The organism is Rhodosalinus sp. (genome assembly GCF_041685465.1).
Lineage (GTDB): Bacteria > Pseudomonadota > Alphaproteobacteria > Rhodobacterales > Rhodobacteraceae > Rhodosalinus.
The window spans coordinates 1-13,736 of sequence record NZ_JAWLFS010000060.1 but is presented as its reverse complement, the minus strand read 5'-3'; the positions used below and the strand labels follow the sequence as shown (position 1 = coordinate 13,736).

At 73.0% G+C, this 13,736-nt stretch carries 12 protein-coding genes; 6 read left to right on the top strand and 6 right to left on the bottom strand.

Annotation, left to right across the window (positions count from 1 at the left end):
* Positions 1–22 precede the first annotated feature (22 nt).
* Both hisC and rpsD read right to left on the bottom strand, forming a co-directional pair.
* Positions 23–1,111: a histidinol-phosphate transaminase gene (gene hisC, locus ACESL7_RS05980; RefSeq protein ID WP_372892404.1), complete on the bottom strand. Its 1,089-nt coding sequence runs from the start codon at positions 1,109–1,111 to the stop codon at positions 23–25.
* A 133-nt stretch (positions 1,112–1,244) separates the two neighbouring features.
* Positions 1,245–1,865, bottom strand: coding sequence for a 30S ribosomal protein S4 (rpsD, locus tag ACESL7_RS05975; protein WP_372892403.1), 621 nt, complete (start codon positions 1,863–1,865; stop codon positions 1,245–1,247).
* Between the two features lie 287 nt (positions 1,866–2,152).
* Here rpsD and ACESL7_RS05970 point away from each other — a divergent pair, with 287 nt between their 5' ends.
* From ACESL7_RS05970 to phbB, 3 genes are all read left to right on the top strand, one after another.
* Positions 2,153–2,971, top strand: coding sequence for an EAL domain-containing protein (locus ACESL7_RS05970; RefSeq protein WP_372892402.1), 819 nt, complete (start codon positions 2,153–2,155; stop codon positions 2,969–2,971).
* A gap of 175 nt (positions 2,972–3,146) precedes the next feature.
* Complete coding sequence (locus ACESL7_RS05965; RefSeq protein WP_372892401.1) at positions 3,147–4,322, top strand: acetyl-CoA C-acetyltransferase; 1,176 nt, start codon at positions 3,147–3,149, stop codon at positions 4,320–4,322.
* 150 nt (positions 4,323–4,472) lie between these two features.
* The gene (gene phbB, locus ACESL7_RS05960; RefSeq protein WP_372892400.1) at positions 4,473–5,195 is read left to right on the top strand and encodes an acetoacetyl-CoA reductase; all 723 of its coding nucleotides are present in this window, start codon (positions 4,473–4,475) and stop codon (positions 5,193–5,195) included.
* 52 nt (positions 5,196–5,247) lie between these two features.
* Here the strand turns inward: phbB and ACESL7_RS05955 are convergent, their stop codons facing one another.
* The 3 genes from ACESL7_RS05955 to ACESL7_RS05945 all read right to left on the bottom strand — a co-directional run bounded on the left by ACESL7_RS05955 (position 5,248) and on the right by ACESL7_RS05945 (position 6,481).
* The gene (locus tag ACESL7_RS05955; RefSeq protein ID WP_372892399.1) at positions 5,248–5,421 is read right to left on the bottom strand and encodes a DUF465 domain-containing protein; all 174 of its coding nucleotides are present in this window, start codon (positions 5,419–5,421) and stop codon (positions 5,248–5,250) included.
* An 89-nt stretch (positions 5,422–5,510) separates the two neighbouring features.
* Positions 5,511–6,260, bottom strand: coding sequence for a tRNA1(Val) (adenine(37)-N6)-methyltransferase (locus ACESL7_RS05950; RefSeq protein ID WP_372892398.1), 750 nt, complete (start codon positions 6,258–6,260; stop codon positions 5,511–5,513).
* Positions 6,260–6,481: a putative signal transducing protein gene (locus ACESL7_RS05945; RefSeq protein WP_372892397.1), complete on the bottom strand. Its 222-nt coding sequence runs from the start codon at positions 6,479–6,481 to the stop codon at positions 6,260–6,262. Before ACESL7_RS05945 ends, ACESL7_RS05950 begins: the two co-directional genes overlap by 1 nt.
* A gap of 56 nt (positions 6,482–6,537) precedes the next feature.
* Here ACESL7_RS05945 and ACESL7_RS05940 point away from each other — a divergent pair, with 56 nt between their 5' ends.
* The 3 genes from ACESL7_RS05940 to ACESL7_RS05930 all read left to right on the top strand — a co-directional run bounded on the left by ACESL7_RS05940 (position 6,538) and on the right by ACESL7_RS05930 (position 13,556).
* Complete coding sequence (locus ACESL7_RS05940) at positions 6,538–7,539, top strand: polyprenyl synthetase family protein (protein ID WP_372892396.1); 1,002 nt, start codon at positions 6,538–6,540, stop codon at positions 7,537–7,539.
* 87 nt (positions 7,540–7,626) lie between these two features.
* A complete protein-coding gene (locus ACESL7_RS05935) occupies positions 7,627–9,426 on the top strand; it encodes an autotransporter assembly complex protein TamA (RefSeq protein WP_372892395.1) in 1,800 nt (599 codons plus the stop codon).
* Positions 9,426–13,556 (top strand): translocation/assembly module TamB domain-containing protein, encoded by a 4,131-nt coding sequence (locus ACESL7_RS05930; protein WP_372892394.1) that lies wholly within the window; start codon positions 9,426–9,428, stop codon positions 13,554–13,556. Before ACESL7_RS05935 ends, ACESL7_RS05930 begins: the two co-directional genes overlap by 1 nt.
* 75 nt (positions 13,557–13,631) lie before the next feature.
* Here ACESL7_RS05930 and ACESL7_RS05925 read toward each other — a convergent pair.
* A partial coding sequence (locus ACESL7_RS05925) for a uroporphyrinogen decarboxylase family protein (protein WP_372892405.1) occupies positions 13,632–13,736 on the bottom strand: 105 nt, incomplete at its 5' end.

Genomic DNA, 13,736 nt, shown 5'->3' with positions numbered 1-13,736 from the left:
CGATCGTAGGGAGGCGCGGCGCTCATGCCGCCTCTGACTTGAAGCGGCCCACGGCGTGAACCACCCGGCGGCAGGCGCTCTCGTCTCCGACGGAGATGCGCAGGCACTCCGGCAGGTTGTACCCGGCGACCGGGCGCACGATCAGCCCCTCGGACTTCAGGAAGGCGTCGCAGGCGCGCGCCTCCTCGGCGTCGGCGAAGCGGGCGAGCACGAAGTTGGCGTGGCTCGGGTCCGAGGGCACGCCCTGCGCCGCGAGCCCCTCGGCCAGAAGCCTGCGCAGGCGGGCGTTGTCGCGCCGGCAGCGCTCGACGAAGGCGGTGTCGGCCACCGCCGCCTCCGCCGCGGCGAGCGCCGGCGTCGAGAGGTTGAAGGGCCCGCGCACGCGGTTCAGCACGTCGGCCACGTGATCGGGGCCGTAGCCCCAGCCGACGCGCAGCCCGCCCAGCCCGTAGATCTTGGAGAAGGTGCGCGTCATCACGACGTTCGCGCGCGCCTCCACCAGCGCAGCCCCGCCGTCGAACCCCTCGACGTATTCGGCATAGGCGCCGTCGAGCACGAGAAGCGCCTGCTCGGGCAGCTCCTCGGCGAGGCGCGTGACCTCGGCCTGCGGGATCATGGTGCCCGTGGGGTTGTTCGGATTGGCGATGAAGACGAGGCGCGTGCGCTCGGTCGCCGCGGCGAGGATCGCGTCGACATCCGTGGTGCGCGCACGCTCGGGCACCTCGACGGGCGTCGCCCCGCTCGCCAGGGCGCTGATGCGGTACATGGAGAAGCCGTGCTCGGTATGGATCACCTCCGCCCCCGGGCCGGCGTAGGCCTGGCAGAGGAAGGCGATGATCTCGTCGCTGCCCACCCCGCAGACCACGCGGGCCGGGTCCACGCCATGCGCGGCGCCGATCGCGGCGCGCAGGGCGGCGTGGTCGGTGGGCGGATAGCGGTGCAGCCCGGCGGCGGCGGCCCGCACGGCCTCCACCGCGGCGGGCGGCGGGCCATGGGGGTTCTCGTTCGAGCTGAGCTTGACCGGCGCGGCCACGCCCGCGGCGGCGGAGGCGCCGCCCTGGTAGGGCGCGATCTCGAGAATGCCGGCGCGCGGCTGGATGGGCTGCGTCATGGGCCTCTCCCCTGTCTCGCCCGTCATAGCGCCGGCGCCGGCGCGCGGCCAGAGGGCGCCGACGCGACGGGGCGCCACGCGAAAGGCGGCGGGACCACCCCCGCCGCCGGATGAGCCCGGAGCGCAGCCCCGATCAGTTCTGCGCGTAGAACTCGATGACGAGGTTCGGTTCCATGACGACCGGATAGGGCACGTCCGAAAGCCCCGGCGTGCGCACGAAGCGCGCGGTCATCTTGGAGTGATCCGCCTCGATGTAGTCGGGCACGTCGCGCTCGGGCGACTGGATGGCCTCGAGCAGCGCGGTCATCTGCTTCGACTTCTCGCGCACCTCGATCACGTCGCCCTCGCGCACGCGGAAGGAGGGGATGTTGACGCGCTTGCCGTTCACGAGCACGTGACCGTGGTTCACGAACTGGCGCGCGGCGAAGATCGTGGGCACGAACTTGGCGCGGTAGACCACGGCGTCGAGCCGGCACTCCAGCAGGCCGATGAGAAGCTCGCCGGTGTCGCCGCGGCGGCGCTCGGCCTCGCGGTAGATGCGGCGGAACTGCTTCTCGGTGATGTCGCCGTAGTAGCCCTTGAGCTTCTGCTTGGCGCGCAGCTGCAGGCCGAAGTCGGACATCTTGCCCTTGCGGCGCTGGCCGTGCTGGCCGGGGCCGTACTCGCGGCGGTTCACGGGGCTCTTGGCGCGGCCCCAGATGTTCTCGCCCATGCGGCGGTCGATCTTGTACTTGGCAGAGGTGCGTTTGGTCACCGTCTGATCTCCTTCGCTGCCGGGGCCCGCCTCCGCCCTCGCGGGCGTCGTCGGGCCACCTGTGGCGCCGGGCCGCCCGGGACGGACGGTGCGGCGATGGAAGGGCGTTGTCCTTTGCCGGCGCCCACGGGCGGACGCGCGGCCGACAGGCATCCCCTCGCGGGGGCCGCCAACACCAATGGAGCGCGCCGTATACACGCCCCGCACGCGCCGTCAAGGCGTGGTCCGCTTAACCGCCTCTTAGCCCGGATCGGCGCAGGCTGGCCGCGACAGCGAGGGAGGCGCGGATGACCCTGCACGATCCCGGCCGGATGGCCGACAGCCCGCTCGACCGCGCGGTCGCCGCGCGCGACAGCGCGACGCTCCGCATGGTGGAGGAAGCCGTCCACCACGGACAGGTTCTGCTCGCCTTTCAGCCGATCGCCGTCGCCGGCGAGCCGGAACGCACCGCGTTCTGGGAGGGGCTCGCCCGCGTGCTGGACGAGACCGGGCGAATCATCCCCGCCCGCGATTTCATCCACGCCATCGAGGAGACGGAGACCGGCCGCCTGATCGATTGCCTCGCGCTGCAAAAGGGGCTCGCGGCGCTGGCGCGCGCCCCCGGGTTGCGGCTCGCGGTGAACATGTCGGCACGCTCGATCGGCTTTCCGCGCTGGCGCACGACGCTCGACCGCGCGCTGCGCCGCGACGCGCGCCTCGGCGAGCGGCTGATCCTCGAGATCACCGAGCAGTCCGCCATGCTCATGCCCGAGATCGTGGCGAGCTTCATGGCCGATCAGCAGCGCCGCGGCGTCGCCTTCGCACTCGACAACTTCGGTGCCGGCGCCACGGCGCTCCGGCATTTCAAGCACTTCACCTTCGACGTGCTCAAGATCGACGGACAGTTCGTGCGCGGCGTGGACGCCGACGCCGACAATCAGGTGCTGACCGGAGCCATCGTCGCCATCGCGCGGCAGTTCGACATGCTCACCGTCGCGCAGCAGGTCGAGCGCCCGGCCGAGGCGGAGACGCTCCGCGCGCTCGGGGTGGATTGCCTGCAGGGCCACCACATCGCCGCCGCGACGACGCGCCCGCCCTGGGCCCCCCGCGCCCGCAGGACCGGCTAGGCCGGGGGGCGCGGGGAAGCGCCGCGCAAGGCGCTTGCAAGCGCCTTGCGCCAAGCGGCTTGAAAGCCGCTTGCGCGGCACGCCTCGCGCGTTGCCGCAACGCCGCGGATGCAGTATTGACGCAGGAGACAGCGGTGCCCGCACCGGCACCGTGCGCCCAGTCTGGAGGACCAGCATGACCAACGTCGTAATCGCCTCGGCCGCCCGCACCCCGGTGGGCAGCTTCAGCGGTGCCTTTTCCACCGTGCCCGCGCATGATCTCGGCAGGACCGTTCTCGAAGAACTCGTCGCGCGCGCCGGCATCGAGAAGGCCGAGGTCAGCGAAACCATCATGGGGCAGATTCTCACCGCCGCGCAGGGCATGAACCCGGCCCGGCAGGCGCATGTCAACGCCGGGCTCCCCATCGAATCCGCGGCCTGGGGCATCAACCAGGTCTGCGGGTCCGGCCTGCGCGCGGTCGCGCTCGGCGCCCAGCAGGTGCAGCTCGGCGACGCCGAGATCGTCTGCGCCGGCGGACAGGAGAACATGACCCTCGCGCCCCACGCCGCACATCTGCGCGCCGGCCACAAGATGGGCGATGTCACCTATGTCGACACGATGATCCGCGACGGCCTCTGGGACGCCTTCAACGGCTACCACATGGGCCAGACCGCCGAGAACGTCGCCGAGAAGTGGCAGATCAGCCGCGAACAGCAGGACGCGTTCGCGCTCGCCAGCCAGCACAAGGCGGAGGCCGCCCAGGCGGAGGGGCGCTTCGAGGACGAGATCGTGCCGGTCACGGTCAAGAGCCGCAAGGGTGAAACCGTCGTGGAGCATGACGAGTACATCCGTCACGGCGCCACCATCGAGAACATGCAGAAGCTGCGCCCGGCCTTCGCCAAGGACGGCAGCGTCACCGCCGCCAATGCCTCCGGCATCAACGACGGCGCCGCCGGCGTCCTGCTGATGACCGCCGACGCGGCCGAGCGCCGCGGCATCGAGCCGCTCGCGCGGATCGTGTCCTATGCCACCGCCGGGCTCGACCCCTCGATCATGGGCATGGGCCCCGTGCACGCCAGCCGCAAGGCCCTCGAGAAGGCGGGCTGGGCTCCCGGCGACCTCGACCTCGTGGAGGCGAACGAGGCCTTCGCCGCGCAGGCCTGCGCGGTCAACAAGGACATGGGCTGGGACCCGGAGATCGTGAACGTCAACGGCGGCGCCATCGCCATCGGCCACCCGATCGGCGCCTCCGGCGCGCGGATTCTCAACACGCTGCTCTTCGAACTGAAGCGCCGCGGCGCAAAGCGCGGCATCGCGACGCTCTGCATCGGCGGCGGCATGGGCGTGGCCATGTGCGTGGAGCGTCCCTGAGGCCCGGCGGCGCAGGCCACATGAAGGGGCGCCCCGGCGCCCCTTTTTTCTGGCCCGCCGCCCGGGATTCGCTTGCGCAACAATGTTGCGCCCGATGCCCGCAGCGGCTACGCAATCTTTCAACGCGCATATTCAGACTGGAGGACAGACATGGCAAGAGTTGCGCTCGTCACCGGCGGCACCCGCGGGATCGGAGAGGCGATCTCGAAACAGCTGAAGGCTGACGGCTACGAGGTCGCCGCCACCTACGCGGGCAACGACGAGAAGGCGCAGGCCTTCACCGAGGCCACCGGCATCAAGACCTACAAGTGGAATGCCGCCGACTACGACGCCTCGAAGGCGGGCATCGAAAAGGTCGAGGCGGAGCTCGGCCCGATCGACGTGGTGGTGGCCAACGCCGGCATCACCCGTGACGCCCCCTTCCACAAGATGACGCCCGAGCAGTGGCGCGAGGTGATCGACACCAATCTCACCGGTGTCTTCAACACGATCCATCCCGTCTGGCCCGGCATGCGCGAGCGCAAGTTCGGCCGCGTGATCGTGATCTCCTCGATCAACGGCCAGAAGGGACAGTTCGGTCAGGTGAACTACGCCGCCACGAAGGCGGGCGACCTCGGCATCGTCAAGAGCCTCGCGCAGGAAGGCGCGCGCTTCGGCATCACGGCGAACGCCGTCTGCCCCGGCTACATCGGGACCGACATGGTGATGAGCGTGCCCGAGAAGGTGCGCGAGGCGATCATCGGCCAGATCCCCGTCGGCCGCCTCGGCGAGCCGGAGGAAATCGCGCGCTGCGTCGCCTTCCTCGCCGCGGACGAGTCGAGCTTCGTCACCGGCTCGACGATCAGCGCGAACGGCGGGCAGTTCGTCGTCTGAGCCCGCCGCCCGGCCGATGCTCTGGCCCGGCCCCCGCGGGGGCCGGCGCCGCTCAGGCGATCCGATCGCTCAGGCGCTGGATCTCCTCCTTGAGCTTGAGCTTCTGCTTCTTGAGTTCGGCGATTCGCTCGTCTGCGGTGCCGGGGGCGCGCTGCGCTGCCTCCACCTCTTCGGACAGGACCTTGTGCCGTCTCTTCAGCTCTTCCACATGGGCGCTCAGGCTCATCGTGTCCTCCTCTTTCAAGCCCCTCCAGTGCATCACAAAGCATGGCGCCTGTCACGCCGCAGGCGCGACAGCGCGCTCGCGCGGCAACGTCATGCCGGGAAGTCGAGCGCCGCGCCCTCGCGCAGCACGGCGCGCAGGCGGTCGCTGAAATTCTCGCGATCACCGGGGTGCGCGGCCCCGTCGTGCAGCACGGCGCCCGCGTGCAGGCGGAACGGCGCACGCCCGCCGGCCCGGGCGCGCGCGACGATCAGCCGCGCCGCCCGGCCCGCCCGCGGCCAGAGCGGCAGCACCTCGACCCCGCCGACGGAGGCGGGCAGGCCTGCAAGGATGTCGGGCAGGCGTTCGGCGCGGTGAATCAGCGTCAGCCTGCCCCGCGGCGCCAGCCGCTTCGCCGCCGCCGAGAGCCACGCCGCGAGCGGCGCGCGCTCGCCAAGCCCCGTCTCGCGCCCCGGGTCCGCGGCCGGGACGGAGGCCTCGCGGGAAAACCACGGCGGGTTCAGCATGACGTGATCGAAGCGGCGCGCCTTGAGCGGCCCGGGCATCGCGGCGACATCCCCCTCGACCACCTCGAGCGCAAGATCGTTGCGCAAGGCGTTCGCCCGTGCGAGCGCCGCCATCTCCGGCTGCAGCTCCAGCGCGGCCTGCGCGAGCCCCGGCACGCGGGCGCCCAGCGCCAGCGACGCCACACCTGCGCCACAGCCGAGTTCCAGCACGCTCTGCCCCGGCCGGGCCGGCACGGCGGCGGCCAGGAGCACCGGGTCGATCCCCGCCCGGTACCCGCGCGCGGGCTGTTCGACCGTCAGCCGCCCGCCGAGGAACGCGTCCTCGGTGGTCTCCATCACCCCTCGCCCGGCAGCGACACCTCGTGCTCGCGCAGGATCGCGGCGGCGCGGAAATGATCGGCGGTGCGCACCATCAGGCGCCGCGGCAAAATGCCGATGGACCCTTCGAGAACGCTCATATTTACGTCGAACTCGAAGACATCTATATCCTCCGACCGGAGGAGCGCCTGCACATAGGCGATCAGCGCGATATCGTTGGTCCGCAGCAGCTCTTTCATGGGCGGGAGTTAGGCCGGAAGAGCGGGCGCTGTCGAGTCCCGCCGTCGAGGGAGCGATGAGTCTGGACCAGAGCGCGCAGAAACCGCAGGACCGCCTCGCGGCCTGCCTCGCCGACGATCTCGGCCGTGTCGACACGCTGATCCGGGAGCGCATGGCGTCGAAGCATGCCCCCCGCATCCCCGAGGTGACGGCGCATCTGGTGGAGGCCGGGGGCAAGCGGATCCGCCCGATGCTGACGCTCGCGGCCGCCCGGCTCTTCGGCTACGAGGGCGGGCACCACGTCCTCCTCGCCACGACGGTGGAGTTCATCCATACCGCCACGCTCCTGCACGACGACGTGGTGGACGAGAGCGGCCAGCGCCGCGGGCGGCCGACGGCGAACCTGCTCTGGGACAACAAGTCCAGCGTGCTGGTGGGCGATTACCTCTTCGCGCGGGCCTTCCAGCTCATGGTCGAGACCGGGTCGCTGCGCGTGCTCGACATCCTCGCCGACGCGGCGGCGACGATCGCGGAGGGCGAGGTGCTGCAGCTTCAGACCGCGCGCAATCTCGCCACGACCGAAGACACCTATCTGCAGGTGGTGCGCGGCAAGACCGCGGCGCTCTTCTCGGCGGCGACGGAGGCGGGCGCGGTGATCTCGGGCGCCGATACGGCCGCGCAGCGCGCGCTCCACGCCTACGGCGACGCGCTCGGCATCGCGTTCCAGATCGCCGACGACCTGCTCGACTGGCAGGGCGATGCGGGCGCCATCGGCAAGAACGTCGGCGACGACTTCCGCGAGCGCAAGCTGACGCTGCCGATCATCAAGGCTGTCGCCGCCGCCGATGCCGAGGAGCGCGCCTTCTGGGTGCGCACCATCGAGAAGGGCGATCAGCGCGGCGGCGACCTGGAGCATGCACGCGCATTGATGGAAAACCACGGCGCGCTCGCCGCGACGCGGGCGGAGGCGCTGGACTGGGCGGCGCGCGCACGCGACGCGCTCACCGACCAGCCGGCGCACGAGCTGCGCGATCTTCTGGGCGCGCTGGCGGACCACGCCGTCTCGCGTGTCGCGTGAGCGCGGTCCGGCCGACGCTCCGCTCGCCGTGTTGCCCGGACGCGCGGAATGCCCCATGCTCTGGCCCGTGATCCTTCGGGAGTAACCTTGCGCATTCGTTCCCGTCTCGCACCGCTCACGACCGGCCTCGCCCTGCTCGGCGCCACGGCGCTGTCGGCGGCAGACATCCGCCTCGACGTGGAGGGCGCGGGAGAGGGCCTGCGCGACGATCTGCGCGCGGCACTCCTCACCCGAGAGATCATGCGCACGGACGACCCCGGCGCGCAGGACCTCGTCGCCGCCGCGCAGGCCGATTACCAGCGCATCCTGACCGTTCTCTACGACGCCGGCTTCTTCGGCGCGAGCGTCTCCATCGAGGTGGACGGGGCGGAGGCCGCCGAACTCTCGCCCGTCGCCGCGCCGGAGGCGGTCGAGACGGTGGTCTACCGCGTGCGCGCCGCGCAACGCTTCAGCTTCGGCCGCGCCGATATCGGGCCTCTCGCGGCCGGCACCGCGCCGCCCGAGGCGTTCCGCAGCGGCCGCGCCGCGCGGACCGAGCGCATTCAGGCCGCGATCGACGGCGCGATCACCGACTGGCGCGCGATCGGCCACGCCAAGGCCCGGATCGCCCGCGAGCGGATCGTCGCGCGGCATTCGGAGCGCCGTCTCGACGTGACGCTCGATGTCGCGCCGGGGCCGCGGCTGCGGTTCGGGACGCTGCAGGTGACCGGCAACTCTGACGTGCGCACGTCCCGCATCCGCGCCATCGCCGGCCTGCCCGAGGGCGCGGTCTTCGAACCCGGGGAGGTCGAGCGCGCCACGCAGCGGCTGCGCAGGACGGAGGCCTTTTCCGCCGTCGCGCTCAGGGAGGCCGAGACGCCGGGCGAGGACGGCACGCTCGACATCGCGGCCACCGTCCAGGAGGCGCCGCAGCGCCGCTTCGGCTTCGGCGCGGAGGTAAGCTCCGTGGAAGGCGCGGCGCTCTCCGCCTACTGGCTTCACCGCAACCTTCTGGGCGGCGCGGAACGTCTGCGCATCGCGGGCGACGTCTCGGGCATCGACGGCGGCGCCGAGGGGCTGGACTACCGCCTGCGCACGGAGTTCCGCCGCCCGGCGACCATCGACTCGGACACCGACCTGCGCGCCCATCTCGAGTTCGAGAGCCTTGGGGAGCCGAACTTCGACAGCGATTCGGCGGAGGCCGTCGTCGGCTTCGACCGCGTTGTGAGCGAGCGGCTCGACGTCTTCGCCGGCGCCGGCCTGCGCTACGAGGAAAGCGAGACCGTCTTCGGCACCGAGGGACACACGCAGGTCATCCTGCCGGTGGACGCGACCTATGACCGCCGCGACGATCCGGTCGATCCGACCGCGGGCTATTACCTCGGCGGGACCGCCCTGCCCTTCGCCGCGCTGGACGACGGCGCCTCCGGCCTGCGCCTGACCGCGGATGCGCGCGCCTACCGGGCGGTCGGCTTCGACGACCGCATCGTGCTGGCCGGACGGCTGCAACTCGGCTCGGTGCTCGGGCCGGACCTGCGCGAGGCGGCGGCGGAGGATCTCTTCTTCTCGGGCGGCGGTGGCACGGTGCGCGGCCAGGACTACCAGTCGCTCGGCATCGACGTGCCGGCGCTCGACGGCATCTCGGGCGGGCGATCCTTCGTCGGGCTTTCGGCAGAGGTGCGCGCGCGGGTCACGGACCGCATCAGCCTCGTCGGTTTCTACGACCGCGGCACCATCGGGCGCGACGCCTTCCCCGACGCCGACAGCCCCTCGCACGCCGGGGCCGGGGTCGGGGTGCGCTACGACACGGGCTTCGGCCCCATCCGCCTCGACGTGGCGACGCAGGCCGACAGCGACACCAGCGGCGAGGACATCTTCTTCTACGTCGGCATCGGGCAGGCCTTCTGATGCGGGCGCTCGCGATCTTCCTCGCCCTGCTGACGCTCGGCCTGCCCGATCCGGCGGCAGCGCAGGACGACGACCCGGGGCGGATTGCGCGGCTGTTGCAGGATGCCCTCTCGGGCGCCGGGCGCGACGTGCGGATCGAGGGCTTCGAGGGCGCGCTCTCGAGCCGGGCGACGGTCGAGCGGCTGACCATCTCGGACGCGCGCGGTGTCTGGTTCACCGCCGAGGGGGTCGAGCTCGACTGGAACCGCGCGGCACTCCTGCAGCGCAGGGTCAGCGTGGACCGCTTCGCGGCAGAGCGGATCGAGATGCCGCGCCGCCCCGATCCCGGCGAGGCGGGCGCGGACCTGCCGTCGCCCGAAGCAAGCCCCTTCACGGTGCCGGACCTCCCGGTTTCGGTGCAGATCGGCGCGATCGAGGCAGGAGAGGTCGCGCTCGGCGAATCGGTCCTCGGCGAGGAGATGACGCTCACGCTCGAGGGCGCGGCGCGCCTGCAGCGCGGCGGCGGCGCGCTCTCGCTCGCGCTGCGGGCGGAACGGACCGACGCGCGGCGCGGGGTGATCGCGCTCGATGCCGGCTACGACCCGGCGGATGCGACGGCCGACCTCGACTTCCGATTCGACGAGGGGCCGGGCGGCCTCGTGGCGCAGGCGCTCGGCGTGCCCGGCGCACCGGCCCTCCGCCTCGAAGCCGAAGGGGCGGGCGAGGTCGCCACGCTCGACATCGACATCGGCCTCGCCAGCGACGGCGAGGACCGTCTTGCCGGCGGCATTTCCCTGCGCGGTCCGGAGGAAACGGGGGCCGACTGGCGCGCGGCGCTCGACCTTGCGGGAGACATGACGCCGCTCTTCGCGCCGGAGATGCGCGGCCTCTTCGGTCCCGACGTGCAACTGAGCGGGATCGCGCGGCGCACGGCGGCCGGCGCGCTCGCGGTCGAGGACCTGACCCTCGACGCCCGTGCCGTGCGCCTCGACGGGGCGGTGACGCTGGGCGCCGACGGCTGGCCGCGGGCGGCGCGCCTCACGGGCGACATCGCCGCCCCGACGGGCGGGCCGGTGCCCCTGCCCGCGGGCGGCGACGAGGTGCGGATCGACGGGGCCGAGCTGTCGCTTTCCTACGACGCCGCGGCGGGCGAGGCCTGGCAGGGCGAACTGGCCGTGCGCGAACTCGAGAGCCCGGACCTTTCGGCGATCGAGCTGGCGCTTGCCGCTGAGGGGACGCTCCGCCCGCCGGAGGACGGGGCGCCGGGGCGCGTCACGGCCGATCTGCGCATCGACGGCGACGGGCTCGGACTGCGCGACGCGGCGCTCGCCGCGGCGCTGGGGCCCGAGCTGGTCGGCACGCTGCGGCTCGCCTACACGGGCGGCGGCCCCCTGCGGGTCGAGGGCATGGACCTTTCCGGCGCGGATTACGCGCTGACCGGCGACGTCGCGCTCTCGGGCCTCTCCGCGGGCTTCGAGGCCGAGGTCGACGCGGCGCTCGCGGCGGAGAGCCTCGCGCGCTTCGGCCCGCTCGCGGGGCGCGATCTCGGCGGCGCGGCGGAGCTCGAGGTGGCCGGGCGCGTCACGCCGCTCTCCGGCGCCTTCGACCTGGAGATTGCGGGCGAGGGCCGGGACATCGCCACGGGCGAGGCGCTGGCGGATCGTCTGCTCGCCGGGCTCAGCAGGCTCGACGTCGTCGCGACGCGCGACGAGGGCGGGCTCACGCTCCGCCGCCTCGGCCTGGACACGCCGGCCCTCGCGCTCGATGCCGAGGGCAGCGCGGCCAGCGACGGCAGCCGGCTGACCTACGGTGCAGAGCTGAAGGACCTGTCCCGCCTCTCCGCCGACGGGCGCGGCGCCGGGCGCGCGACGCTCACCGGCGAGGCGACGCTCGACGGCACCGCGCTCGCCGCGCTTTCGGTCTCGGGCACGCTGCAGGGACCGGACGGCGACAGGGCGCGCGTCCCGCTCGGCGCGGCGGAGACGCTACGCCTCTCCGAGGGCGAGCTCACGGTGGCACTCGACGGGCTGGCCGGGACATGGCAGGTCGCGGCGCGCCTCGACGGGGCGACGGCCGCCGATGTCTCGGCCGAGGCGCTGCGTCTCGACGGCGATGGCACGCTGACGGCCGCCGAGGACACGCCCCTGCCGCGCGCCGCGGCCGGACGACTGGAAATGACCGCCGCCGGGCTCGACGCGCGCGACGCGGCGCTCGCCAGTGCGCTCGGCGACCGCCTCGTGCTGGAGACGCAGCTCGAGTACGGCGCGGAGGTCGGTCTGGCGCTCTCCGATCTCACGCTGCGCTCGGACGCGGCGCGGCTCGCCGGGGAGCTTGCGCTGACACCGCCTTTCGCGACGCCGGCGGCGCGCGTCGATCTCGCGCTCGAGACCGGGCCGCTCGCCCGCTTCTCGGGCCTCGCCGGGCGCGCGCTCGGCGGCAGCGCCACCGCCACCCTCACGGGAGACGCCGACGCAGGGGCCGAGACCTTCGACGTCACGCTCGACGCCGCGCTCCGCGACGCGCGCCTCGGCAGCCCGCCTCTCGACGCCCTTCTCGGCCGCGAGGCGACGCTCTCGCTCGCGGCGCAACGCACCGACGAGGGCCGGATCGCCGTGCCGCGCCTGCGGCTGGAGAGCGCCGGCCTCTCGGCGCGCGTCTCGGGCGACGAAAGCGCGGCGGACTACGCCCTGCGCGTCGCCGATGTGGGCGTGCTCGCCCCCGATTTCTCGGGCCCCGCGACGCTCGACGGCACCGCCCGCGCCGTCGCCGAGGGCTGGCGCGTGGACGCCGATGCCACGGGACCGGGCGGCAGCGCGGCGCGGATCGACGGCACGGTCGGCAACGATTTCGGGCTCGACCTCTCGGCGCGTGGCGCCGCGCCGCTCGGCCTCGCCAACGTCTTGCTTGCGCCGCGCCGGCTCGAAGGGCAGGCCGACTTCGATCTTCGCCTCGCCGGGCCGCCGCGCCTCTCCTCCGTTTCGGGGCGCGTCACGACCGACGACGCGCAGCTTTCGCTCCCGGCGGTTCGGATGACGCTCGATCCGATCCGGGCGGAGGTGGCGCTTTCGCAAGGCCGCGCGCGCCTCGACCTGACGGCCGAGCCGGACACCGGCGGACGCCTCACGCTCGGCGGCAGCACGGAGTTGGGCCCGCCCTTCGACGGCGACCTCGAGATCGATCTCGACCGCGTGGGGCTGCGCGACCCGCGTCTCTATGAAACCCGCGTGAACGGGACGCTGACGGTGCAGGGCCCGCTCGCCGGGGGCGCGACGATCGCCGGGCGCCTGTCGCTTCCCGGCGCCGAAGTGCGCGTGCCCTCGAGCGGCGTCACCCCGCTCGGCGCGCTGCCCGAGGTGCGCCACGTCGCCCCGCCGCCGGCCGTGCGGCGCACCCTCTCCTACGCCGGGCTCGGCACCTCGGGCGAGACGGAGCGCGCAGAGGCCGGCCGCGCGGCACGGCCCTACCCGCTCGACCTCGAGATCGACGCGCCGGCGCGCATCTTCGTGCGCGGCCGCGGGCTCGACGCGGAACTCGGCGGCACGCTCCGGATCACCGGCACGACCGCCGCGCCGATCCCGCAGGGCGGCTTCGAGCTGATCCGCGGGCGGCTCGACCTGCTCGGGCAGCGGTTCCGGCTGTCCGAGGGCGTCGCGCGGATCGAGGGGGACTTCACCCCCTACCTGCGGCTCGTCGTGACGACCGAGCGCGACGACGTGACCGTCTCGATCATCCTCGAGGGACAGGCAGACAGCCCGGAGGTGCGCTTCACCTCGCAGCCCCCGCTGCCGGAGGACGAAGTGCTCGCGCAGCTGCTGTTCGGGCGCGGGGTCGAGGACCTCTCGGCGCTGCAGCTCGTGCAGCTCGCCAACGGGGTGGCCACGCTCGCCGGGCGCGGCAACGGCGCCTTCGCGGCGCTGCGCACCGGGCTCGGGGTGGACGATCTCGATATCACGCAGTCGGAGGAGGGCGGCGCGGCCGTGCGGGCCGGCACCTATCTGTCCGAGAACATCTACACCGACGTTACCGTGGAGTCGGGCGGCCGGTCGGAGATCAACCTGAACCTCGACCTGTCGCCCGACGTCACCGTGCGCGGCGGGGTCTCGACCGAGGGCGACTCGCGCCTCGGCATCTTCTACGAGCGGGATTACTGAGCCCGGCGAATTTTCGAACGGAAATTCGCCGGGCTCCGCGGGCCGGGAAAATCCTTCGGAGGAAGGATTTTCGGCTCAGCCGCCCCGGACGGCGTCGATCATGCGCTGCACGTTCTCCGGGTCCGCGTCCGGCGTGATGCCGTGGCCGAGGTTGAAGATGTGCGGCCCGCCGGAGAAGGC